This window comes from Microbacterium foliorum, assembly GCF_003367705.1.
In the GTDB taxonomy this organism is placed as follows: Bacteria; Actinomycetota; Actinomycetes; order Actinomycetales; family Microbacteriaceae; genus Microbacterium; species Microbacterium foliorum.
This window is the reverse complement of sequence record NZ_CP031425.1, coordinates 562,097-585,991: the sequence shown is the minus strand read 5'-3', so window position 1 is coordinate 585,991 and position 23,895 is coordinate 562,097. Positions and strand designations below refer to the sequence as shown.

The 23,895-nt window shown below is 69.9% G+C and carries 22 protein-coding genes; 10 read left to right on the top strand and 12 right to left on the bottom strand.

Annotated features, from left to right (window positions below; translation table 11 throughout):
* Window positions 1-65 precede the first annotated feature (65 nt).
* Together DXT68_RS02665 and DXT68_RS02660 are read left to right on the top strand one after the other, a co-directional pair.
* Complete coding sequence (locus DXT68_RS02665) at window positions 66-1,109, top strand: glycosyltransferase (RefSeq protein ID WP_052677802.1); 1,044 nt, start codon at window positions 66-68, stop codon at window positions 1,107-1,109.
* On the top strand, window positions 1,106-2,017 hold the full coding sequence (locus tag DXT68_RS02660; RefSeq protein WP_045254906.1) for a glycosyltransferase family 2 protein: 912 nt from the start codon (window positions 1,106-1,108) through the stop codon (window positions 2,015-2,017). The genes DXT68_RS02665 and DXT68_RS02660 overlap by 4 nt, the downstream gene beginning before the upstream one ends.
* Before the next feature lie 56 nt (window positions 2,018-2,073).
* Here the strand turns inward: DXT68_RS02660 and DXT68_RS02655 are convergent, their stop codons facing one another.
* The gene (locus DXT68_RS02655; protein ID WP_045254907.1) at window positions 2,074-3,249 is read right to left on the bottom strand and encodes a glycosyltransferase; all 1,176 of its coding nucleotides are present in this window, start codon (window positions 3,247-3,249) and stop codon (window positions 2,074-2,076) included.
* Between the two features lie 172 nt (window positions 3,250-3,421).
* Between DXT68_RS02655 and DXT68_RS02650 the strand changes: the two genes are divergently transcribed.
* A complete protein-coding gene (locus DXT68_RS02650; protein WP_045254908.1) occupies window positions 3,422-3,883 on the top strand; it encodes an FAD synthase family protein in 462 nt (153 codons plus the stop codon).
* Window positions 3,884-3,950: 67 nt separating this feature from the next.
* Here DXT68_RS02650 and DXT68_RS02645 read toward each other — a convergent pair whose 3' ends face one another.
* A complete protein-coding gene (locus DXT68_RS02645; RefSeq protein ID WP_045254909.1) occupies window positions 3,951-4,343 on the bottom strand; it encodes an SIP domain-containing protein in 393 nt (130 codons plus the stop codon).
* 110 nt (window positions 4,344-4,453) lie between these two features.
* Here DXT68_RS02645 and DXT68_RS02640 point away from each other — a divergent pair, with 110 nt between their 5' ends.
* The 3 genes from DXT68_RS02640 (at window position 4,454) to DXT68_RS02630 (ending at window position 7,971) form a co-directional block, all read left to right on the top strand.
* Window positions 4,454-4,714 (top strand): glutaredoxin domain-containing protein, encoded by a 261-nt coding sequence (locus tag DXT68_RS02640; protein ID WP_045254910.1) that lies wholly within the window; start codon window positions 4,454-4,456, stop codon window positions 4,712-4,714.
* A 67-nt stretch (window positions 4,715-4,781) separates the two neighbouring features.
* Window positions 4,782-6,158 carry an MFS transporter gene (locus tag DXT68_RS02635; protein ID WP_045254911.1) on the top strand — a complete coding sequence of 459 codons (1,377 nt, stop codon included), beginning with the start codon at window positions 4,782-4,784 and terminating at the stop codon, window positions 6,156-6,158.
* Between the two features lie 61 nt (window positions 6,159-6,219).
* Window positions 6,220-7,971, top strand: coding sequence for an aldehyde dehydrogenase family protein (locus DXT68_RS02630; RefSeq protein ID WP_082068994.1), 1,752 nt, complete (start codon window positions 6,220-6,222; stop codon window positions 7,969-7,971).
* 27 nt (window positions 7,972-7,998) lie between these two features.
* Here the strand turns inward: DXT68_RS02630 and pip are convergent, their stop codons facing one another.
* Both pip and ypfJ read right to left on the bottom strand, forming a co-directional pair.
* The gene (pip, locus tag DXT68_RS02625; RefSeq protein WP_174233187.1) at window positions 7,999-8,961 is read right to left on the bottom strand and encodes a prolyl aminopeptidase; all 963 of its coding nucleotides are present in this window, start codon (window positions 8,959-8,961) and stop codon (window positions 7,999-8,001) included.
* Window positions 8,962-8,971: 10 nt separating this feature from the next.
* Window positions 8,972-9,856, bottom strand: a complete 885-nt coding sequence (ypfJ, locus tag DXT68_RS02620) for a KPN_02809 family neutral zinc metallopeptidase (RefSeq protein WP_045254912.1) — start codon at window positions 9,854-9,856, stop codon at window positions 8,972-8,974.
* A 91-nt stretch (window positions 9,857-9,947) separates the two neighbouring features.
* Between ypfJ and DXT68_RS02615 the strand changes: the two genes are divergently transcribed.
* Window positions 9,948-10,937 carry a malate dehydrogenase gene (locus DXT68_RS02615; RefSeq protein WP_045254913.1) on the top strand — a complete coding sequence of 330 codons (990 nt, stop codon included), beginning with the start codon at window positions 9,948-9,950 and terminating at the stop codon, window positions 10,935-10,937.
* 52 nt (window positions 10,938-10,989) lie between these two features.
* Window positions 10,990-11,460, top strand: a complete 471-nt coding sequence (locus tag DXT68_RS02610) for a recombinase family protein (RefSeq protein ID WP_052677803.1) — start codon at window positions 10,990-10,992, stop codon at window positions 11,458-11,460.
* Between the two features lie 109 nt (window positions 11,461-11,569).
* Here the strand turns inward: DXT68_RS02610 and DXT68_RS02605 are convergent, their stop codons facing one another.
* From DXT68_RS02605 to DXT68_RS02595, 3 genes are all read right to left on the bottom strand, one after another.
* Window positions 11,570-11,860: a WXG100 family type VII secretion target gene (locus DXT68_RS02605; RefSeq protein ID WP_045254914.1), complete on the bottom strand. Its 291-nt coding sequence runs from the start codon at window positions 11,858-11,860 to the stop codon at window positions 11,570-11,572.
* Between the two features lie 19 nt (window positions 11,861-11,879).
* A complete protein-coding gene (locus tag DXT68_RS02600; RefSeq protein ID WP_045254915.1) occupies window positions 11,880-12,191 on the bottom strand; it encodes a WXG100 family type VII secretion target in 312 nt (103 codons plus the stop codon).
* A 163-nt stretch (window positions 12,192-12,354) separates the two neighbouring features.
* Window positions 12,355-16,344, bottom strand: coding sequence for a type VII secretion protein EccC (locus DXT68_RS02595; RefSeq protein ID WP_045254916.1), 3,990 nt, complete (start codon window positions 16,342-16,344; stop codon window positions 12,355-12,357).
* A gap of 84 nt (window positions 16,345-16,428) precedes the next feature.
* On the opposite strand from DXT68_RS02595, the gene DXT68_RS02590 reads away from it, so the two are divergent.
* On the top strand, window positions 16,429-17,784 hold the full coding sequence (locus DXT68_RS02590; RefSeq protein WP_045254917.1) for a hypothetical protein: 1,356 nt from the start codon (window positions 16,429-16,431) through the stop codon (window positions 17,782-17,784).
* A complete protein-coding gene (locus DXT68_RS02585; RefSeq protein WP_052677804.1) occupies window positions 17,781-19,445 on the top strand; it encodes an FHA domain-containing protein in 1,665 nt (554 codons plus the stop codon). Before DXT68_RS02590 ends, DXT68_RS02585 begins: the two co-directional genes overlap by 4 nt.
* 124 nt (window positions 19,446-19,569) lie before the next feature.
* Here the strand turns inward: DXT68_RS02585 and DXT68_RS02580 are convergent, their stop codons facing one another.
* The 5 genes from DXT68_RS02580 to DXT68_RS02560 all read right to left on the bottom strand — a co-directional run bounded on the left by DXT68_RS02580 (window position 19,570) and on the right by DXT68_RS02560 (window position 23,849).
* Window positions 19,570-20,538, bottom strand: coding sequence for a hypothetical protein (locus DXT68_RS02580; protein ID WP_156149306.1), 969 nt, complete (start codon window positions 20,536-20,538; stop codon window positions 19,570-19,572).
* Window positions 20,539-20,951: 413 nt separating this feature from the next.
* The gene (locus DXT68_RS16890) at window positions 20,952-21,302 is read right to left on the bottom strand and encodes a hypothetical protein (RefSeq protein WP_156149307.1); all 351 of its coding nucleotides are present in this window, start codon (window positions 21,300-21,302) and stop codon (window positions 20,952-20,954) included.
* Window positions 21,303-21,432: 130 nt separating this feature from the next.
* The gene (locus DXT68_RS02570; protein WP_115760443.1) at window positions 21,433-22,212 is read right to left on the bottom strand and encodes a DUF2510 domain-containing protein; all 780 of its coding nucleotides are present in this window, start codon (window positions 22,210-22,212) and stop codon (window positions 21,433-21,435) included.
* Window positions 22,213-22,365: 153 nt separating this feature from the next.
* Window positions 22,366-23,130, bottom strand: coding sequence for a DUF2510 domain-containing protein (locus DXT68_RS02565; protein WP_052677807.1), 765 nt, complete (start codon window positions 23,128-23,130; stop codon window positions 22,366-22,368).
* Window positions 23,130-23,849, bottom strand: coding sequence for a DUF2510 domain-containing protein (locus DXT68_RS02560; protein ID WP_082068996.1), 720 nt, complete (start codon window positions 23,847-23,849; stop codon window positions 23,130-23,132). Before DXT68_RS02560 ends, DXT68_RS02565 begins: the two co-directional genes overlap by 1 nt.
* Between the last annotated feature and the right edge of the window lie 46 nt (window positions 23,850-23,895).

Here is a 23,895-nt window from a genome sequence, read left to right as displayed (position 1 = left end):
GGGCACCCCACATGCCCAGGTCGTTCCCGACCAGTGTAGAGCCCGACTGCTGGCACACTGGACCCATGGGGAACAAATCAGGGGGTTCTGCGCGCCCGATCAGGGTCATGCAGTCGTTCGGGGCGCCGCGCCCCACATCGAATCCGTACGTGCACATGCTCGACGACGCGCTCGCGGCGACGCCGGGGGTGGAGCATGTGCGCTTCGACCGGCGACAGGCGCTGTTCGGTCGGCTGGACGCCATCCAGTTCCATTGGCCGGAGACGCTGTTCGGCGCGGGCACGGGTGCGAAGGCACTTGCACGCCGGGCATTCGCGGTCGCGCTGCGCGCGCGCATCTCTCTGGGCCGCGTCGCGATCATCCGCACCGTGCACAACGTCGAGCTCCCGAACGACGTGGCACCCTGGCAGCGCCGATACCTGGAGTGGGTGGAGCGGCGCACCGACCACCGCATCGTGCTCAACGACCTCACGGAGCTGCCGGAGGGCGCGGAATCCACTCTGATCCCGCACGGCCACTACCGTGAGTGGTTCGCGGACGTCGAGAAGACGGATGCCGCTCCCGGAACGCTCGGTTTCGTCGGCCTCGTGCGGCGCTACAAGGGCGTCGAAGACCTGATCCGCGTCTTCCGGGACACGGCGGATGTCGCCCCCGACCTGCGACTGCACATCGCCGGCAACCCGACGAGCGCGGGGATCGCCGACGAGGTGCGGGAGAGTGCGAAGGCAGACGGCCGCATCGAGCTCGATCTGCGCTACCTGTCCGAGCCGGATTTCGCCCGTGCCGTCATGGGCAGCTCCGGCATCGTGCTGCCGTACCGGTTCATGCACAACTCCGGCACCGTGCTCGCGGCGCTGTCGCTGAATCGCCCGGTGCTGGTTCCCCGCACCGCCGTGAACGACGCCCTGTCGGCCGAGGTCGGCCGCGGCTGGATCACGATGTTCGACGACGAACTCGCCGACTCGGACCTCCTGGCGTTCGCCGAGGCCATCCGCACTCTCCCCGAGGGAGAACCCGATCTGTCGGCGCGCGACTGGGACCGTGCGGGAGTCGCCCACCGCGACGCGTTCCGGCGCGCCATCGCGCACCGCCGGGCGGGGGCGCGGTGACCGAGTCGGTCCTGATCGCCGTGCCGACGTATCGCCGCACGGCCCTGCTGCCGCCTCTGGTCGAGGCGATCCGCGCGCAGACCGAGGGAGTGCGCACACGCATCCTGCTCGTCGACAACGACCCCGGGAGATCGGCGGAGTCCGTCGCGTCCGACCTCGGGGTCGAGTACCTCTCCGAGAAGACACCGGGCATCGCCGCCGTCCGGCAGGCGGCGCTGGACGCGGCGTCCGACGGGGAGCTCACGGTCATGATCGACGACGACGTGTTCCCCGAAGAAGGGTGGCTGCACGGTCTGGTCGCCGTCTGGCGCGAGACCCGCGCTGCCGTCGTGATGGGCTTCGTGCGCTACGTGTGGCCCGAGGGAACCGATCCGTGGATCGCCGCGGGAGGCTTCATGCGCCGCACGCGCTTCCCGAACGGAAAGCGGCTGGAGTCGCTGGCGACGGGCAACGTGCTCATCGACACCGCCCAGGTTCGCGCTCTCGGGGTGCGTTTCGACGTCTCGCTCGGCCTGATCGGCGGCGAGGACAACGTGTTCGGCCGCACGGTCGTCGCCCGGGGCGGCTCGATCGTCGCATCCGCGGATTCCGTGGCCCGCGACGACATCGCGCCGGAACGCGCGACACGGGTGTTCGTGCACCGGCGAGCGATCGCGCACGGACAGGCCCGTGTGCGGCTGCTGATCCGCGAGGCACCGGCGTGGAGGCGTCCGCTCCTCCACCTCGCGCACCTGGCCGGCGGCGCGGTGCGCTGGGTCGCGTTCACCGGCGGCCGTGCGATCTCCGCCCTACGACGAGACACCGCAGCGAACGCCGTCTTCCAGCGCCGGGCGTGGTTCGCCCAGGGTCGGATGCTGGCGGCCCTCGGCATCGTGCGCGGCGAGTACGCCCGGCCGAAGAAGAGCTAGGCGAGCCGCTCGCGACGCCCGCCCGGATGGCGGGCCTGCGCGCACGCGCGCATCGCCTACAGCTCGCCCGGCTTCATCGCCTCGGAGTCGATCGCGCGGATGATGCGGATCGTCGCGGTGTCGGGCTTCGGCTCGGCGTCGGCATCAGTCGAGCGCGGTCTCCGGGGCGCGTAGACGACCAGGGAATGGAAGAGGAACCTCGCGACGAAGGCGACGATGAGCGACAGCCCCGTGGCCAGCACGCTGGAGATGTGCCAGGTCTCGACCATCAGCGCCATCACCGGGATGCGCAGAGCGGCCTCGGCGTTGTTGAAGGCGAACGAGGCCGCGAACCGACCGCCGATGCCGCGCGCGTCGGTGCGCATGTCGGCGAAGACGAAGCGCTCCTGCAGCAGGAAATTGCCGATGATGGTGACTTCGGCGCCGATGATCGCCGCCCAGATGTAGGGCACCCCGGTCAGGGTCAGCAGCCACATGATGCCCAGGTTCGCGATGGCGCCGATCAGACCGATCAGAGCGAACAGCGACATCTTGCCGAAGCGCAGTCTGGCGAGGTGGGCGATGAAGGTGCCGCCCTGGCGCAGGCTCGCCTTCGACGTGCCGTGCCTGCGCTCGCCGAACTCCATCGGCACCTCGGCGATGCGCAGATCCGTGCGCGCGAGGATCTCGAGGAGGATCTTGAATCCCTGCGGCTTGAGCGCCGCCAGGTCGAGCCGGCTCCGATCGACGAGGAAGAACCCGGTCATCGGATCGGTGCTGCGAGCGAGACGGATCGGGAACATGGCTCGGGTCAGCCAGGTCGCCACGCGCGACACGCCGAAGCGCACCGCCGTGCCGAGACCGCTGGTGTCACCGCCGCCCACGTACCGCGAGGCGGCGACGACATCGGCGTCGCCCTCCGCATGACGTTCCAGGAGCACGGAGAGGAGCTCGGGCGGATGCTGCAGGTCGCCGTCCATGACGATGCAGAGGTCGGCGGCGGCGGCCTCGAGCCCGACCAGCACGGCCCCGCCGAGGCCGCCGGTGTTGTGCTCACGGTGGATGACGCGCACGGGCAGCGGGGCGTCGGCCGCGACCCTGGCGATCTCGGACGCGGTGTCGTCGCCGCTGTCGTCGACGAACAGGATCTCCGCGTCGTACGCGGCGAGCGCGGTCGCGGTGCGCGCGACGAGCTCGGCGACGTTGTCGCGCTCGTTGTAGGTCGGCACGATGACCGTGACCGGTGTCGCCACGAGCCTTTCCCTTCCCCCTGTGCAGACCGAGGGGCCCGCGTTGCGGGGTCCATCGTTCCACGGGTTCCTGTGCGGGGCGAAACCGAGACCTGCTACACTCGCTCCGGTGCGGCTGTGGGAGTCGCTGGCGGATGGGGATCCGCTTCTGGGGAATTACTGATCTGGGGAGATCATGGGGACGCGCATCGGCTATGCCGTGGGTGCTTTCGACCTGTTTCACGTCGGGCATCTCAACCTTCTTCGTCACGCGAAGCAGCACTGCGACGTCCTCGTCGCCGGTGTCGTCAGCGATGAGATGCTGCGGCAGGTGAAGGGCATCGAGCCCGTCATCCCGACGGCCGAGCGCGCGGAGATCGTGCGCCACATCTCGTTCGTCGACGACGTGTACGTCGAGACGACTCCGTCGAAGATGGACTCCTGGCACGACGTGGGGTTCACGCACTTCTTCAAGGGAGACGACTGGCGCGGCACCGAGAAGGGCCTGCGCCTCGAGCGCGACTTCGCCGAGGTGGGTGTCGAGGTCGTCTACTTCCCGTACACCGCGCACACGTCGAGCTCGTCGTTGCGGCGCGCGCTCGATGCGATCTCGGCGGGCGCCACGGTCGGTGGCACGCCCGTGCTCGCGACGCGCTGACACACGGATCCGGCGCTGTCGCGCCCGCTCCCCCGACGATGCGGGTGGGGACGCGACGGCGTCGCCGTCAGTTCGCGACGCCGAGCAGGCTCCGCGCCATCCGTGCGACGTGGGCCGGCGTGTGCGCACCGAGCCAGACCGTCCACTGCAGCGGCGGCTCCGCGCATGTCCATTCGACGCACCATGAGTGCACGGCGTTGGCCAGTCGTTCGCCCTTGGCATGCTGCCGTGCACCGTCGCCTCGGAGGAGCCAGCGCACCGAGACCCCTTCGGGCACATCGATGTGGCGGAACTGCACACGTGCCGCCGCCTCGATCAGCACCACGCCCTCCGCATCCCACGGCAGCCGCGCGGTGACGGCGGCGATGGCGGCGGCATCCGACGAGTCGCCCGCGATGAGCACCACCCCTTCGATGGTCTCCCAGTCCGGATCCTCGAGGTGCTCACAGGCGGTGGTCATGGATCCAGCATAGGTAAGGGTACCCTTAGTTTGCAATGGCCGTCCTGTGATCGCGGTGACCGGGGCCCGTATCGGCGCCCGCTCAGCCGCGCGGACGTACGCTGGAGGACATGACCTCCGCAGAATCCACCATCACCCTCTTCGGCGCCGACTGGTGCCGCGACTGCATCCGCACCAAGAAGCAGCTCGACTCGCTCGGCATCGAGTACACCTACGTCGACCTCGTCGCGGAGCCGTCGGCCGCAGATGTCGCCAAGGAGATCTCGGGGCGCACCAACATCCCCGTGGTGGTCTACCCGGACTCCTCGCACCACGTCGAGCCGTCGAACGCCGACGTCGAGGCGAAGCTGCGCGAGCTCTCCCTCATCTGACCGAGCTCTCCCTCATCTGACCGAGATTCCCCTCCGGCGGGGAGTCTCCCGCCGCTACACTGGCGCGATGAGCTCCGTGGCTCGGCCGGAACACGCCCCCGCCCACCTCTCCCCGCGCACGATCGCGCTGTACGCGGTGGGGTCGCTCGGCACCGGTGGCTATGCGACCCTTCCCGGGTTGGTGCTCACCTACTTCCTCACCGACAATCTCGGTGTCGCGGCCCTCGTGGCCGGCGTCATCGTGACGGCGGCGAAGGTCTGGGACGTCGTGATCGATCCGCTCATCGGCGCCGCGTCGGACCGCCAGTACGCGCGCACCGGTTCACGTCGCGGCCTCATGGTCGTGGGGGCGCTCACGCTTCCTCTCTTCTTCGCGCTGACCTTCGCGGTGCCGCCGTCGTGGGGGCCGACCGCCGGGGCGATCTGCGTGCTCCTGGCCTTTCTCGCCACCGCCACCTCGTTCAGCCTGTTCCAGGTGCCCTACGTGGCGCTGCCCGCCGAACTCACCCGCGGCTACGACGAGCGCACCCGTCTGCTGGGATGGCGGGTGGTCGTGCTCACCGCCGCGATCCTGCTCTTCGGCGCCGGCGGACCCGAGCTGCGCCGCGCCGGGTCGGACCCGGTCGCCGGATACCTGCTGATGGGCGTCGTCGCAGGCGTCGCGATCGGGATCGGGATGCTCATCGCCTCCCGCACCGCGGATGCCGCCCCCGTCGCCGGCGCAGCGGCACCGCGCGAGGACCTCGCCGCCACCGGGTTCCGAGCCCCGTACACCGCCGGTCTGCAGACGCTGCGGCGCAGTCAGCCCTTCCGCGCACTTCTGGGCACCTTCCTCCTGCAGGCTCTCGCGACCGGCACGATGCTCGCCGCCGCACAGTACGTCGCCACCTGGGTGCTGCGCAGCGAGGCTGCCGTCACCCTCGTGTTCCTGTCGCTGGTCGGGCCCGCCCTCGTCGCGACCCCCGTGTGGACCGCGATCGCGCGACGGATCGGCAAGGAGCGGGCGTTCGCCGTCGCGAGCGGCCTGTTCACGGTGGCCGCCGCCACGCTCGTGATCGCCGCCTGGCTTCCCGGCGGCTGGATGTACGGCTCGATAGCGATGGCGGGCATCGCGTACGCCGGACTCCAGTCCCTGCCGATGGCGATGCTGCCGGATGTGATCTCGCACGACGAGCAGCGCAGCGGTGCGGGACACGCCGGCACCTTCACGGGGGTGTGGACCGCGGGCGAGACCATCGGCTTCGCCCTCGGCGCCACGGCCGTCTCGCTCACGCTCGCGGCCACCGGGTACATCTCGACCGTCGCCGGCACGACCGCGCAGCAGCCGGACGAGGCCCTCACGGGCATCGTGCTCAGCTTCAGCATCCTGCCCGCGGTGCTCATGCTCGCGAGCCTGCTGACGCTGCGCCGATACCGGCTGCGCCGCTCTGACATCGAGGCGTGAGGCATCGCCGCGTGAGGCTCGCGGGCGGCCTAAGCTGGGATCCCGCCAGAAGGAGACGCCGATGACTTCCGCGACCACACCCACCGGATCGATGACCTCGGATCTGGGCGACGGAGATCGGGCCCGCCTCGACGAGGCGATCGGCGAGCTGCAGGTGGGCGGCCGCACCTGGGCGGCGCTGACACTGGCGCAGCGCGTCACCCTGCTGCACGGCGTGCGCACCGGCGTGGCTGCCGCCGCCGAGGACTGGGCCCGCACCGCCGCCGCCTCGAAGGGTCTCGACGCACGCCATCCGCTGCGCGGCGAGGAGTGGCTCAGTGGGCCGTACAGCGTTCTGGGTGCCCTCGACGCCTACATCGAGACGCTCTCCCGCCTCGCACGGGGAACGAACCCGCTCGACGGCGTGCGCGTCGACCGTGCGCCCGGCGGCCGCACCCGCGTGCACGCATTCCCGCTGACCGGCATCGACCGTCTGCTGCTCTCGGGCTACACCGGCGAGGTGTGGCTGAAGCCCGGCACCACCCCGAACCGCGCCAGGGCCGCAGCCGGGCTCGCGCAGCGCACGCCGTCGGAATCGGCGGGCGTCGCCCTCGTGCTCGGCGCGGGCAACATCACCTCGATCCCCGTGCTGGACGTGCTGTACGAGCTGCTCGCCCACAACCGCGTCGCCCTGCTGAAGGTCAACCCGACGCAAGACGCTCTCGTGCCGATCTACAAGCGCGCGCTCGCCCCGCTGATCGGCCTCGGACTGCTGCGCATCGTGCGGGGCGGCCCGTCCGTCGGCGCCTACCTGACCGAGCATCCCGATCCGGCGCACGTGCACATCACGGGTTCGGCGGCGACCTTCGACGCGATCGTCTGGGGAACCGGCACGGACGCAGCCGAGCGCCGCCGCGCGCACACCCCCCGACTGCAGAAGCCCATCACGGCGGAGCTCGGCGGCGTCTCGCCGATCATCATCGTGCCGGGCGAGTGGACGGACGCCGACCTCGCCTATCAGGCGGAGCACGTCGCCACCATGCGCCTGCAGAACAGCGGCCACAACTGCATCGCCGGCCAGGTGGTGATCCTGTCGTCCGACTGGGCTCAGGCCGACGACTTCCGTGCGGCACTCCGACGGGCCTACGCGAACGCCCCCGAGCGACCGACCTGGTACCCGGGAGCGGCGTCGCGGATGGACCTCGCGGCCGACTCCTACCCTGACGCTCTCGTCCTCGGCGACCGGCTGCTGGTCGAGATCGCGGAGGACGACGACGCGACGGCGCTGCAGGGCACCGAGTACTTCGCACCCGTGCTCGGCGTCGTCTCGGTGCCCGGCACCGGGCAGGAGTTCCTCGACACCGCCGTGGCCTACGCGAACGAGCAGCTGCAGGGCACGCTCGGTGCGAACCTGCTGATCGACCCGGCCACCGAGAAGAAGCTCGGCGCAGGATTCGACCGATCCGTGGCAGCGCTGCACTACGGCTCCATCGCCATCAACGGCTGGACGGCCTTCGGCTTCATCACGCCGACCCTCACCTGGGGTGCGTTCCCCGGAAGCACGATCGACGACGTCGGCAGCGGGATCGGCGTCGTGCACAATGCGCTGCTGCTCGACGATGTCGAGCGGTCGGTCGTCCGCGGACCGTTCCGGCCGTTCCCCCGCTCGCTGCCGATCGCCAACGGCGGCGGACACCTCACGATCCTGCCGAAGCCCCCGTGGTTCGTGTCGTCGCGCTCCGGGGCGACGGTCAGCGAAGGGCTGACGCGCTTCCGCGCCGACGGCGGCGTCCTCGGACTCCTGAAGACGCTGACGGCGGCGCTGCGCGCCTGACGATCGGGTTCAGCGGGCGACGTCGTGTCAGCCCGCGAACCGGTCGGTGGCTGCACGCAGCGCGCGCTGGATGCCCGGCTCGGCGGCCGAGTGACCGGCGTCGTCGACGACCACGAAGTCCGCCTCGGGCCAGGCCGTGTGCAGATCCCATGCGGTCATCATCGGCGTGCAGACGTCATGGCGCCCCTGCACGATGACGGCGGGGATGTGCCGGATGCCGTCGACGCCGGCGATCAGCTGCCCCTCGGTCCACCAGCCGCGATTCACGAAGAAGTGGTTCTCGATGCGGGCGAACGCGGTCGCGGTACGCGGGTCCGACATCGCCGCGATCTGCGCGGCATCCGGGCGCAGCGTGACCGTCGACGCCTCCCACCGCGACCACGCGAGGGCGGCGGGCTCGTGCACGGCGGGATCGGGATCGAAGAGCCGCCGGTGGTACGCCCGGATCAGGTGCGAGCGCTCCAACACCGGGATGGGGGCGAGGTACTCCTCCCACAGATCGGGGAACAGCGCCGCCGCGCCACCCTCGTAGAACCACTCGAGCTCCTCGCGACGCAACGTGAAGATGCCGCGCAGGACGAGTTCGCTGACAGCCTCCGGATGCGCCTGCGCATAGGCGAGCGCGAGCGCGCTCCCCCACGACCCGCCGAACACCTGCCACTGCTCGACCCCGAGGTTCCGGCGCAGCAGCTCGATGTCGGCGATCAGATGCGCGGTGGTGATGAAGCGCAGATCGGCATCCGGCGCGCTCGCATGCGGAGTGCTGCGTCCGCAGCCGCGCTGGTCGAACAGCACGATCCGATACGCGGCGGGGTCGAAGAACCGCCGCTGCCAGGGCGAGGTGCCGCTGCCGGGTCCACCGTGCAGGAACACCACGGGCTTGCCCTCGGGGTTGCCGCTGACCTCCCAGTACAGCCGATGACCGTCGCCGACCAGCAGCTCGCCGGTCTCGTACGGCTCGATCGGCGGATACAGCGCGTCCAGGTCCATCGTCGTCACCCTAGAGCTCTGCGCCGGACACGGTCAGCGGATCGGCGCACATGTCGAGTCCGTACCTGTACCCGCTGGCGAACCACCCCTGCCTCTGCGCGCTGGTGCCGTGCGTGAAGCTCTCGGGGTTCACCGACCCGGACGACTGCTGCTGGATGTTGTCGTCACCGACCGTGTTCGCCGCGTTCAGGGCGTCCGTGATCTCGGCCTCGGTCGGCGCCTGCAGGTAGGGGACGCCGTTCTTGTCCTCCTCCTCGGTCATCCGCCCGATCCACGCTCCCGCGTAGCAGTCGGCCTGCAGTTCGATGCGCGCGCCGTTGCTGTCCGGGCCCGTGCCGTTGTTCGGGTACCGGTCCATCACACCGGTGATGTACTGGATGTGGTGGCCCCACTCATGGCCCACGATGTAGAGCTGCGCGAGCTCGCCCGCGGATGCTCCGAACTGCTGCTGCATGAGATCGAAGAACGTCGGGTCGACGTAGACCGTCTCCTCGGGCGGGCAGTAGAACGGCCCGACCGCGTTCGAGGCGGTGCCGCAGGCGGTCGAGGTCGCTCCGTCGACGATGATCAGCTGCGGCGCCCGGTACTGGTCGATGCGGTCCTCCCAGAACCCGTCGAGCGCGAGCTGTGCGCTCGCCACCCGGCAGTCGACGTCCTCGTTCGCGTCTTCCCCGGTGAGGCAGTTCTCGATCACGCTGCCGCCCTCGGGCTCGGAGCCGCCGCCGGTGGCGCCCCCGCCGCCGAGCAGGCCGGTCAGATCGATGCCCAGAAGGGGCCCGGCGATGAGGGCGATGATGCCGAGCAGTCCGACCCCGCCCGCCCCGGCGACGACGGCTCCGCGGCCCCGTCGGCGAGCGGTGTTGCCGGAGACGTCGGCGTCTGGGTTGAAGGTCATGCCATGAGGGTACTCCGCACGACGCCCCTCCCGGACCGCCCCTCCCGGACCGCCCCTCCCGGACCGCGCCGCACGGACGTAGGCTCGGATCATGACGACCACGATCACACTGACCGGTGCCGGCGGACAGATCGGATACGCGCTGCTGTTCCGCATCGCCGCCGGTGACCTCCTCGGGCCGGAGGAGAAGGTGCGGCTGCGACTGCTGGAGATCCCTCAGGGGCTGGGTGCGGCCGAGGGGGCGGCGCTCGAGCTGCAGGACGGCGCCTTCGGCCTCCTCGAGCAGGTCGAGGTGACCGACGACCCCGCCGTGGGATTCGACGGCGCCGACCTGGCGCTGCTGGTGGGCGCTCGTCCTCGCGGCCCCGGCATGGAGCGCGGTGACCTCCTCGCCGCGAACGCGGGCATCTTCGGCCCGCAGGGTGCCGCGATCGCCGCGCACGCGGCCGACGGTGTGCGTGTCACGGTCGTGGGGAACCCGGCCAACACGAACGCGCTCATCGCCGCGGCCTCGGCCGACGGCGTTCCCGCCGAACGCTTCAGCGCGCTGACCAGGCTCGACGAGAACCGCGCGAGGGCGCAGCTGGCGCAGACACTCGCGGTGCCCGTCGACACCGTGCGCCGGGTCCCGATCTGGGGCAATCACTCCGCGACGCAGTTCCCCGACGTGTCGCACGCGACGGTCGCCGGACGGCCGGTGACGGAGGCGCTCGAGACCATCGTCGGCGACGTCTCGGTCTGGCTCGACGAGACCTTCATCCCCCGCGTAGCGAAGCGCGGGGCCGAGATCATCGCGGTGCGCGGATCGTCTTCGGTGGCGTCGGCCGCGAACGCGACGATCGAGCACGTGCGCGACTGGGTGCACGGCACCGACGACTGGACGTCGGCGGGCGTGGTCTCCCACGGCGAGTATGGCGTGCCCGAGGGCCTGATCTCGTCGTTCCCGGTGCGGGCGGTCGACGGAGAATGGCGGATCGTCGAGGGCCTCGAGGTCAGCGAGTGGGCGCGATCGCGCATCGACGCATCCGTCGCCGAGCTGACCGAGGAACGCGAGGCCGTCCGCGCCCTCGGGATGCTCTGAACGGTCGCCACGGGCGGCTCCGACAGGGCAGAATGGACCCCGGAGGTGCGCGATGAGCGAGACGATCGATCCGATGAAGGCGACGGCATCCGTCGACGAGGCCCTGACGAGTCCGCTGCACCTGCCGCACGCGGCCGCGGAGTGCCCGAAGTGCTTCACCGAGCTGCAGCAGAACCGCGATTTCTGGGTCGCGCGCCCGGACGGATCGCGCCTGGTCGGGCTCGTCGTCTCGCGAGAGGGCATGCCCTCGGTCGTCGAGCAGCGTGAGGACCTCACCCGGTTCGGGGTGCCGATCGAGGGATTCCGTCATCCGGCCCCCGACATCCTCGAGTCCTGGAGCGACCGGCTCTCGCGCCTGATCGCGACGTTGAAGCCCGGCGACGTCCTCGTCGTGGCGAACATCAACGCCCTCGGGCGTGACGCCGAAGAGGGCGCGCGCACCGCCAAGGAGCTGCGCAGCCACGGCATCATCGTCAAGGTGCTGAGCCACAACGCTCGCCACCTGGCCGACGCCACCCGCTGAGCCGCTCTCGCGGTCGCACCGCGCGGTACCCACGCAGACACCCGGACACAGAGAGAGCCGGCTGTCACCCCCGAAGGGGCGACAGCCGGCTCGAACTCTCACCGCGTGATCACCAGCGGTTCATGTTCCTGTTCTCGTTCGCCTGACCGTCCTGCGAGTCCTGCGAGACCTGACGCCCGATGTCGTTCAGAAGCGCCTTCATCTCGGTCAGGGCCGCGTTCCACTTGGCCTTCGCCTGGATGTACGCCTCGGATGCCGAACCGGTCCAGTCCGCCTGAAGCGGCTTGAGCGCGTCTTCCATCTGAGAGAGCTTGTTGTCGATGTTGTTCGCGCCGCGAACGAGATCGGCACCCGCCGTGTCGACGGCGCCGAACTGCATCTTGTATCCGTTACCACTCATGATCTTTTTCCCTCCGGTCTCAGCCGAGACGGCCCATGAACTTGTTCTGCGACTGCGCAGACGTGTCGTCGGTCTGCGTGTAGGCCGACTGCGAGTCGCGCAGGTTCTGCTCGAACTCGTCCAGAGCGTTCGTGATGCGGCGGGACTTCTCCTGCCACGCCTGGAACGTCTGTGTGAACGCCGCGGCCCCCGCGCCCTGCCACGACGATCCGATGCTTGACAGCTGAGACTGAATCGAGTTCAGTTCGCCGATGATGTCCTGCTTCGAGCTGCTGACGATACCGGCGCCCCGCTGCAGGGCTCCATCCGCTGCAGAGATCTCTCCGCTCACGGTCACCTCCTGGTCGTATGGGCGAAACCGCCCTGTCTGAGTCAGCCCCGGAGGGCCGTGTCACCGATGTTTCGGTGACAAGTAACACCATACGGCGCTCGTGCGCGTATGCCCATGGGTAGCTCTGCCCACCCTGCTCTGCGACACCTCTGCGACGCCGCTCCTACGGGTGCGACGACGGGGCGAAGGCGAGCTGCATGGTCTGGAGTCCGCGTTCGCGAGTGATCACCCTGGCACGCCCCGGCACGGCGGGCGTGGCCTTCACGTTGCCGATCAGCGGCCCCTCGTCGGGGCTGCCCGAGAGCAGGATGCCGGGAGCCGCGAGGTCGCGCAGCGTCTGCATGACCGGCTCGAACGTCGCCCGCGACGCGCCACCGGAACGGCGGGCGATGATCAGATGCAGCCCGACGTCCGTCGCCTGGGCGAGGAGCGGCTGCAGCGCCGCGATCGGGTTGCCCGATTGCGTGTTGACGAGGTCGTAGTCGTCGACGAGCACGTAGACCTCTGCACCCGTCCACCACGAGCGGTCTCGCAGCTGCTGGGGCGTGATGTCCGGCCCAGGCATGCGGCCTCGCAGGTACTCGGCGAGCCCTCCCAGCTCTTCCGACGCCTGCTGCGCGGTCGTGTAGTACCCGGCGAGGTATTCCTCGGGGATCTCGGACAGCAGGGCGCGCCGGTAGTCGACGACGAAGATCTGCGCCGACTGAGGAGTCGTCGTGCGCATCACCTCGTGCGCGAACGTGCGCAGGAAGCTCGACTTGCCCGACTGGCTGTCGCCGAACAGGTACAGGTGCGGGTTGCGCCGCACATCGAACGCGGAGGGGGCGAGCGCCGCCTCATCGACGCCCAGCAGCACCTGGTTCTGCAGCGGGGTGCCGGCAGCCAGCTGCTGCAGTGCCGAGAGCTCGAGCATCTCGGGCAGCAGACGCAGCTTGGGGCCGCGGGGACCCTTCCACGCCGTGTTCACGCGCTCGATCAGGTGTTCGACGCCCTCGCTGAGCGTGTCGGGATCGCCGGAGCCGTCGACGCGCGGCAGAGCGGTGAGCATGTGGTGCTTCGACGGAGCGAGTCCGCGACCGGGACGGCTCAGCGGCACGTTGACGGCGACCTTGCGGTCGATCTCCGAATCGCTGGTGTCGCCGAGGCGCAGCTCGAGCTTCGAACCGAACGTGTCGCGGATCGCGGTGCGGAAGTCCATCCACCGAGAGGTCGTCGCCACGATGTGCACGCCGAAGGTGAGCGCCCGCCCCGCGAGCGACTGGATCTCGAACTCCATCTCGTCGAACTCGGCCCGGATCGTGGGCCATCCGTCGATGATGAGGAACACGTCGCCGTAGCCGTCGTCGGCCTTCCCCTGCGCGCGCAGACGCCGATAGGTCTCGATCGAGTCGATCGAGTTCGCCGTGAAATAGCGCTCGCGGGCGTTGACGATGCCGACGACCTCCTGGAACATGCGTCGCAGCACGTCGGGCTGGTTGCGACCGGCGACGCCGGCGACGTGGGCCATCTTGGCGAACGGCACGAAGGTTCCCCCGCCGAAGTCCATGACGTAGAACTGCACCTCCTGCGGAGTGTGCGTCAGCGCGATGCCGGTGAGGACGCTGCGGGCGAGCGTGCTCTTGCCGCTGCGCGCGCCGCCGACGATCGCGAGGTGACCGCCCGCACCGGTGAGCGTCAGCGTCAGCCGATCGCGACGCTGCTCGAGCGGTCGGTCCACGGTGCCCAGCGGAATCGTGAGGGGGCCGGCCTGTCGCCAGCGCGGCGAGATCAGTCCGAGCTGCGGGTCTTCGACCAGATCGCCGAGCATCTCGTCGAACGTCGCCGGCACATCGAGCGGAGGCAGCCACACCTGGTGGGCGGGCATGCTGCGACCCTTCATCTGCGCGACGGCGATGTCGAACGTCACCCGCTGCTCGGGCGCCTCGCCCCGCACGACGTCGAGGGCGGGAGCCTGGTCATCGGAGCTCTCCTGCTCGAGCACCGGCGCGGCCGTGAACGACCGGGCCTCGATCGCCCGGACCTCCGCCCCTGAACCGTCTGCCTCAGCCGTCGCGCCCGGCTTGCGCCGGCGGGTCTTGGGAGGGGCCGACACGTACGCGGCGCGGAACTGCGTGAGGGTCTCGGCATCCGATTTCAGGATGCCGTGGCCGCCACCGCCCGGAAGTGTGAACGCGTCGGGGACGCCGATGACCGCGCGCGAGTCGGCACCGGAGAACGTCTTCAGACCGATGCGGTACGACAGGTGGGAGTCGAGTCCGCGCAGCTTGCCCTCTTCCAGACGCTGGGTCGAGAGCAGGAGGTGCACCTGCAGCGATCGGCCGAGTCGGCCGATCGCGACGAACAGCTCGGTGAAGTCGGGTTTCGCGGCGAGCAGCTCGGAGAACTCGTCGGCGACGATCAGCAGCGCGGGCAGCGGCTTGAGGTCGGTGCGACCGCCCCTGCGGGCGGCCTCGTAGTCGGTGACGTTGGCGAAGTTGCCGGCGTCGCGCAGCAGCTCCTGGCGCCGGGTCATCTCCCCCTGGATGGCGTCCTGCATGCGGTCGACCAGAGTGAGGTCGTCACCGAGGTTGGTGATGACGGCGGAGACGTGCGGCATATCCGCCATGCCCGCGAAGGTCGCACCGCCCTTGAAGTCGATCAGCACGAAGTTCAGCGCTTCGGACGAGTGCGTCATCGCCAGGGAGAGGACCAGGGTGCGCAGCACCTCGGACTTTCCCGAGCCGGTGGCGCCGATGAGCATGCCGTGCGGCCCCATGCCCTGCTGGGCGGATTCCTTGATGTCGAGGATCATCGGCTGGCCGGTGCTCGTCAATCCGATCGGGACTCGCAGGCGATCGCGCGCGGAGCGGGGCTTCCAGGCCACATCCGGGTCGAAGTCCCGCACATCGGGGAGGTTCAGCAGATCGGTCAGCTCGGCGCTGATCGTGCGCGCGCCGCCCGCCTCCTCGTCCTGAGCGCTCTCACCGAGGCCGGTGAGACGCCGCGCCACCGCTTCGGCCGAGCTGATCCCGAGGAAGTCGGGGCTCGCCGGGACCATGCCCATGCTGCGGCGGGCGACAGTGAGCTTCTCCCCGTCGGCGCCGTCGAGGATCAGGCGGACGGTGAGCGGGTCGGTGAGCTCCGCCCATTCGCGAGCGATGTCGATGACGGTGACGCCGTCGACGCCGCCCTCCTCGTCGAGGAGGTTGCCCTGGGGCAGTTCGACGCCGTCGAGGATGACCACGATGTGAGGCATCGCGCCCCCGCCGCGACCGCTGACCGGTCCGCGCGAGCGGATGTCGGCGATCAGCGGCTCGACCTCGGCCCACGACGAGCCGATGCGGCGGGCACCGCCGACGGCGTCCTTGCGACTGTCGGACTGCGCGTGCGGCAGCCACTTCGCCCACTCCCAGTACGGCAGGTCGGCCGCCGAGGCGATGACGGCGACCTGCAGATCCTCGGGGGCGGTGAAGGTGGTGAGATGCGAGACCATGGCGCGGGCCAGCCCCCGCCCGCGCACGATGTCGCCGACGACCTCGATGCGCGCACACGTGCTGATGTTGAGTCCGAGCGGCAGGTCGGGCACCTGGTCGTGGGTGAGCACGAAGCGGTGCGCCGCCGATGCGCTCACCGGGTCGAGCTGGGCGAGCGGCGGGATGGGCGCCTCGTCGAGCGTCATGGCGAGCGGCTGAGTGGCCGTGCCCACTCGGGTCACCAGGAACTGCGGGTCACCGGCGGGGCGTTCCCACACGCGGGATCCCTCCTCGGCGACGAAGGGGAGCGAGTCGGGTGCGGGCAGCATCCACTCCTCGTACCGGCGCTGCCGCGAGGCGACCTCGCGCACCGCGTCTCGGGTCTCGGAGAGGTAGGCGAGGTATTCGCGTCGCGTGTTCTCGACGTTCGTCGAGTGCTGCGACTTCTGCCGCCACATCTGCCCGCCCACCATCGACAGGGCCATGAAGAGGAACAGACCGCCCATGATGTACGTGCGGGTCGCATCTCCGCCCTGAGTGAGCGAGAGCACCGCGACCGATCCGAGGCTGCCCACCATCGGCAGGGCCATCATCAGGGTGTTCGACGCACCCTCGGGCTTGGGCAGCTCGGGCGCCTGCTGCAGCGTGAGCTGTCCGCCTGCCGGCGGTTTCGGCGCGCGGCGATTGCTGGTGATGCTCACGACTGGCCCTCCTCGAGTCACCTACTATTGTGTCAGGATGCCGCGCGGAACCGGCATTGTGCGTCGGAACATCGAGAGGCGAGGATGTCAGCGAAGACGATACGCCTCACCGTAGCTGATGCGAACGGGCGCAACGACCTGGTCGTCCCCGCCGATTCGACGGTCGCAGAGCTGCTCACGGTCGGCGGCGTCGACCTGCAGCGGTACGTCGGCACGACCACCTCCGGGGCGGCGATCGACCTCGACAGCGAAGTGTCGGTCATCCCCGGCGACGGCGGCGTGATCTGGCTGTTCGACCGCGCGGCGACGGCGCAGACGACGGGCTCCGAGGCATCCGCGACAGATGTGTCGACCGCGGGGCAGCCTCGCCGGAACACCCTGCTGCTCGCTCTGCTGCTCGCGATCACCATGGTTCTCGTGTCGTGCGCGGTGATCATGCCGTCGGCGACCGTCGTCTCCGTGGCGACAGTGCTGCTGCTCGTCGGCGCGCTGACGTTGCTGGCCCAGCCGGTGCGGGACTCCACCATCTACGTCGCCCTCGTCGCGCCGGTGCTCGGCGGCGCGGCCGGCGCGGTCGCCCTCTCGGTCTTCCACGACACCGGCGCGATGATGGCCGCAGGCTTCGTCACGGGGGCCACGCTCGCCTGCGTGCGTCACGCGCAGGCGCTGATGCGCGGACGGCTGGCCGCCGCGACCACCGCGGTGATCGCGGTGATGTGGTCGGTGCTCGCGGTGCTGAACGCCGCCGCGTTCCTCGCCGGTGTGCCCGCCGTGGCGATCACGGCCGTACAGGTCGCCTGCGCCGTGCCGGTCTTCCATTTCATCCGCGCCGCCGCGCTCGACGTCGACGCGAGCGAGCTCATCGACACGCCCTATGTCATCCGCGACGCGCAGGGTCTTCGACAGACGCCTCCACGGGAGCCGTCCCCCGTCGGAGCCGACACCGCACGTCGGCAGTTCCAACTCGCTCGCCGCAGGTCCGAGGCGGGGATCGTCATCGCCTGCGCACTCGCTCTGCTGTCGACGATCTACACCGTGGTGGTCACGGCCGCGTCGATAGACACCTCCGGACCCTCGGTCGAGACGTGGTGCGTCCTGGGCGGAGCGCTGGGCGTCGGATGCTACTTCCTGCTCACCGCACGGATGCTGCGCGACGGGGTCGCCCGGGCGGCCGCGCTCGTCACGGGAACCGTCGTCGCCGTGACCTCTGCGGCGGCCCTGGTGATCGCACTGCAGCTGAGCGCCCTGCTCGTCGCCGTCGTCGTGATCATCGCCGGCGCGATCGTCGCCTCGCTGACCGTGCCGCTGGCTCGGGATTGGCGTTCCCTCGGCTGGTCCCGCACCGGTGACATCGTCGAGGGCCTGTTCCTCGCCCTGGCCCCCGCGGCGCTGCTGTACGGTTCCGGCATCGCTGGGCAGATCCTGGAGGTCTTCTCATGACCATCGCCCCTCCGGCCGCGCGACTGCGGCCACCGGCATCCCCCGTCCGCACGGCTGCCCCGGGGGTGCGCGCCACCGCAGGCCAGCGCGCAGGCGCCTACCTGATCGACATCGGGATCATCGCGGTCATCGCGACGCTGGTCTGGATGCTCACCGGATCGCTCGTGCTCGTCGCCGTGACCGTGATCGAGCTGTGGGCCATCGGCTGGGTGTGGGAGGGCCACACCGGGGCGACGCCCGGGAACCTGATCTGCGGCCTGCGCACCGTGCAGCGCGACAAGGATGCCAGCGTCGGTGCGCGCGGCCTGTTCCTGCGCAACCTGGTGATGGGCCTCGCGCACGTGATCCCCGTGCTGCTGCCCGTGGGCCTCGCAGCCGCAGGGGTTCTCGACGGCCTGGGGCGCGCCCGCGTCATCGATGTGCGCAAGACCCGCAGCGCCGCGACGGACGGCATGTTCCTCGCGCCGGATCTCGAAGCCAGGGTCACCGGTCCCGATGCGTCAGCAGGGGTCATCGCGGCCGCGCCGGGGGTCATCAGCCAGACGCCGCTGTCGCCGTCGCAGCCGGTCGTCGCGGCACCGGTCTCCGACCCCGTCGATGCCGGCAGCGTGGCCGTGTTCGAGCTCTCGGACGGCACCGTGATCGAGGCCACCGGCCTCGGCTACATCGGCCGCGCGCCCCGCGCTCCGGAGACCATTCCCGACGCGATCCTCGTACGCGTGCCCGACGGCACCCGCTCGCTCTCGCGCACCCACGCCGCCTTCGGCGTGGAGGACGGGAAGCTGTGGGTGCAGGATCTGGGCTCCGCGAACGGGGCGTCGGTACGACACCTCGGCGGCAGCGAGACCGAGCTGAGCGCGCACAACCCGTACTTCCTCGTGCCGGGCGACGTGCTGGTGCTCGGAGGCGATGCGGAGCTCACGTATCGCCGAGTGGCGGGACGCGGCGCCCGACCGTCCGCACTCCCCTCGACACCTGCGACCGAGGGGCCGGCCACGCCGAGTGAGCCTGCGGTGCCGACACCCGCGGTCGTGACACCTGCTGTCGTGACGCCTGCTGTCGTGACGCCGGTGGTCGAATCGACGCCGATGGGATCTCCTTTCCCCGCCGTCGTGGATGCGGTGCCCGCCGCAGCGTCGGCACTGCCTGCGCCCCAGGCGCCCGCAGAGAGGCCCACGACACGATCGGCCGCGCGTCTGACGCAGGCGGGCGCTCCCGCCGCCCAGGCGCCCGCTGGTCCGGGCGCCTCCGCCGCTGTTCCCGCTACGCCGACCACGCCGAGCGATGCGCAGCCGACCGCACTCCCCGTGCCCTCGGAGGCGCCGCAGGCGGTCGTCGCCCTGCAGTTCACCGACGGCACGACCGTGCCGATCACCGGGCTGGGGTACATCGGACGCGCGCCGCGTGTGCCCGAGGGAGAGCATGCCGAGGCCGTGCTCGTCGCAGTGCCCGACGGAGACCGCTCGGTGTCGCGCACGCACGGTCGCTTCGGGGTGGTCGACGGTGAGCCCTGGTTCGAGGACCTCGGCTCGGGCAACGGCTCGTCGCTGCGCACGGCCGACGGACGGTCGGGGCCGATGACTCCGCACCAGCGATTCGGGCTGACATCGGGCATGACGCTGCAGGTCGGCGACTGCCTGATCCAGATCGTCGCGGTCTGACACGACGACGACATCCGCTCACGCTCCGACGGATCTGCTCACGCTCTGACGCCAGAAAGCCGCTCACCCTGAGGGGTGAGCGGCTTTCTCTGTAGGACGTGAAGCCCCGGTCGAGAGTCCTTCGTTACCAGCCGAGCTCTTCGCGTCCGTCGGACGCCGAGCGACCGGCAGCGCCGGCAGCCCCGAGATCGGGAGCGATCTGGTCGTCATCCGGTTCGACCTCGAAGGCGAGGAGGTCCTGTCCGCGGCGGCGGTTGCGCTTGTCACTGCCGCCCCCGGCCCCGCCGCCGGCCGCCGCGCCGCCGACCATGCCACCGCGTCCGCCGTTCGCGGCACCCGACTGCGCGACGACGCCGCTCGCGCCTGCACCCGTCCCGGTACCGCCGACGCCACCCACTCCGCCGACGCCACCGACGCCGCCGATGAGCCCGCCGCCACCGCCAAGACGTCCGGCGAGGCCCGCGGCCGCGCCGCCGACCACGCCCCCGGCACCGCCGACGAGGCCTCCTGCGCCGCCGACCGACCCGGAGGTTCCGCCGCCACCGCCACCGCCCGTGCCGCCGACCCCACCGGTGAGGCCGGATCCGCCGCCGCCACCGCCGGTCACTCCGTCGATGCCGCCGTCGACACGCGGGGTGTCGTCTCCCCCCGTGCCGTCAGGGTCGGGCCACGTCCGGTCGGGAGGCAGCGGGGGATACACCGGGGGCTCGACCGGAGGGTACACGCGCGGCGGCTCGATGACGCGAGGAGGATCGGTCTTCGAGTCGTCGTCGTCCCCGTCACCGTCTCCGTCTCCGTCGTTCCCCCCGTTGTCGTCGATGCCGGGGCCGATGATTCCGGGGCCTTCGTATTCTCCGCCGCCCGAGCCGCCGCCTGAGCCGCCGCCGGGGTAGTCCACCGGAGGGTTGGCACCGGGGCCGTCGTGATCCATCGGGTCGTCGGCAGGCGGCTTCTCGTCGTATTCGCTTGTCGGCAGACTCTGGATGATCTCATCCAGCCGTGCGTCCAGGGCGGTCGTGACTTTGCGCGCGGCTTCTTCCTGTTCGGCAGCAGCCTGCTCGAGGAAGTACTGCTGCGCCTGGGCAGCAGGCATGGTCACGCCTGGCCGCACCTGCACCGGACTGTCTGTTTTTGCAGCCAGGTCTATGGTGCTCTGCTGAGACGAAGTCAGTGCCGCTTCCGGAAGATCGGCAGTTCCGCTCGCGGCCTCACCCAATGCGTCTGTCGCTCGCGTGACTGCAGATCGCAATGCTGTCTGGTAGTCCGCGAACCGGTTGAGGTCGGCGCGGATCACGGTGAGAGCCTCAGTCACGGTCATGCCGTAGTCGCCCCCGAAGCCCTCGGAGCGTGCGGCCTTCTGGATGTTCTGTGTCGCGTCTTTCGTCGCTGTGCTCGCAGCGAGTTGCAGAATCTGCTGACCTACCCGAAGACCAGCGACAGCAGGGCTCTCGCGGTTGGCGATCAGCCGATCGAGTCGTTCCCGGTTCTCTCCCATGGCGCTCCCCCTCAGGCCTCGCGTGAATTCTGACCGAGCACAGCATCGAGCTGCGCGTAGTAGCGACTCTTCTGAGCCTCGTTCAGCTGGGTGGTCTCGGTGATGGCGAGACGGATGTTCTCCGCCGCGGCTCGCAGGTTCTCCTCGATCGCATCGCGCCACTTCAGCGCTGCACGATACTTGGCCGCGAGTTCGGCAGCCAGTGGAACGGACTTCCCGTCCGATGTCCACACCGTCACAGTCTGCCCATCGGCCAAGTCGGCCAGCGTCCCTCGCGACTGGTTCAATGCGTCATAAGCCTCGGTGATGAGCGCAACCTGATTTTGAGCTGTGTCCCCATCCATCTCGAAGACCCGCTGCATTTTGATTAGCATCGCGCTCCCCCTCCTGCGTTAGTGCGCACGACGATAATAGTCCCAGCCATCTCTGCTTCTCCATGGGGAGAGCTACCCATGGAGAAGCAGAGATGGCGCGCGGTTGCTCCGCGGCAGGCTAGGGCGTCGAGCAGGAGACGGTGGCGTCGGTGCTCACAGTTTTCATCAGGTCGGCTTCCGACCCGGTGATGGTCAATGTGTCGACGTACTCGAGAAGCGCCTCATCGGACAGCTCGGATGCATAGACGAACTCCCCCCAGCAGGCGACGAACTCCGGGTCGTTGTCGTAGTCCGTGATGCCGGTGCGCTGCAGGTCGGCGAGCAGGGCCGCGCCGAGAGCCTCTGCCGAAGGCCGTTCTTCGCCGACGGGCGGTGACGAGGGGGAGGGCTCCGACGACGGCTGCGCGCTGATGCTCGGTGTGGGAGGAGCGACGGTGGGTGTCATCGGACCCGTCGGTCCGACGAGGGCGGCCGCGACGATCACCAGAGTCACGATCGTGCCGATCACACCGCCGATCACCGACAGGACCATGCCCACGATCGACGGCCACTTCGCCGTGTTCTTCGTGAACACCCCCACCAGCGACACCACGAACGCCGCGATCAGCACCACCACGCCGACGACGAACGTCACCGGAATGCACGCGAGGACCGTGCCCAGCACAGCCAGACCGAGACCGACGAAACCCAGCACCGGCGCGACCCGGTCAGGCGACGAGGGCGGCCCCGTCGTGGCCGCCGCGTAGCCATTCGCGCTCGGCGCGGACGGCCCGGTCGGCGGCTGAGCAGCAGCAGAGCCGCCGCTCTGCTCGGGAGCGACATGCTCGCTCCACTTCTCGCCGTCCCACCATCTCTGACGCCCGGAGCCGTCGTCGTACCATCCAGCCGGCATACTCATCAGCGCACCCTCCTCGTCGTCACGGCGACCGCCGTGCGAGCAACCATCTTATGTCGCCGAGATCGACGGGCCTTAGTCCTGTTCTTCATCTCGACGAGACGATCACGCGCCGCTTCCGGTTCCGCGATGGTCGACGTCTTGACATACTCCTCGTCAGGACTGGCACGAGAGAGTCGCCTGCTTGATCGCCTCTCCCGCTATCTCACGCTCCGTTTCAAGCGGATCTTCGCCCTGCACGATGAGCCGGAGGCTCTCATCTGAGACCTCCGAGTCGTACATGAATCTCCCCATACAAGGGTAGAAGTCTGGATCCCCCTCGTATCCGACGATGCCGCCTTCCTTCGCGAGAATCTCGAACTGGGCTGCGATCTCTTCAGGCGTCGGGCGCGCGTCGACGGCGTCGGAGGTCGGAGGGGATGTCGGCTGCGCGGTAGACGTGGCAGGAGGCTCGCTCGTCGGAACGGCAGGGGGAACCGGCCCGACGAGGGTGGCAGCGACGATCACCAGCGTCACGATCGTGCCGATCACACCGCCGATCACCGACAGGACCATGCCCACGATCGACGGCCACTTCGCCGTGTTCTTCGTGAGCACCCCCACCAGCGACACCACGAACGCCGCGATCAGCACCACCACGCCGACGACGAACGTCACCGGAATGCACGCGAGGACCGTGCCCAGCACAGCCAGACCGAGACCGACGAAACCCAGCACCGGCGCGACCCGGTCAGGCGACGAGGGCGGCCCCGTCGTGGCCGCCGCGTAGCCATTCGCGCTCGGCGCGGACGGCCCGGTCGGCGGCTGAGCAGCAGCAGCGCCGCCGCTCTGCTCGGGAGCGACATGCTCGCTCCACTTCTCGCCGTCCCACCATCTCTGACGCCCGGAGCCGTCGTCGTACCATCCAGCCGGCATACTCATCAGAAGGCTCCTTCACCGTCGGGGTCGCAGAAGAGGATCGCGTCGGTGATCGCCTTCTCTGCCGTGACGCGCTCGGCCTCGAGCGGTTCTCCTCCGGTGATCACTGCGGATAGCGTCTCATCCGACATATCCGATGCGTAGAGCTGCTCTCCCATGCACGGGTAGAAATCCGGCATACCGTCGTAGTTCGTCATTCCGTCGCCCTGGAACGTCCGCTGCACCTCGACGGCGATCTGCTCGGGCGAAGGACGCTCGTCGGACGGCTGAGCGCTGGCGGACGGCGTCGGCTGCGCGGTGGACGTGGCAGGAGGCTCGCTCGTCGGAACGCCAGGAGAAACCGGCCCGACGAGGGCGGCCGCGACGATCACCAGAGTCACGATCGTGCCGATCACACCGCCGATCACCGAGAGGACCATGCCGACGATCGACGGCCACTTCGCCGTGTTCTTCGTGAACACTCCGACCAGCGACACCACGAACGCCGCGATCAGCACCACCACGCCGACGACGAACGTCACCGGGATGCACGCGAGGACCGTGCCCAGCACAGCCAGACCGAGACCGACGAAACCCAGCACCGGCGCGACCCGCGATCCGGGCGCAGACCCGGAAGGAGCAGCCGCGCTCCCGTCAGGCGCGAGATGCTCGGTCCACCGCGCGCCGTCCCACCACCTCTGACGCCCGGAACCGTCGTCGTACCATCCAGCCGGCATACTCATGTACGTCTCCCCCCCGGTTCACCGCACGTCGAAGTCTCGACGCGAT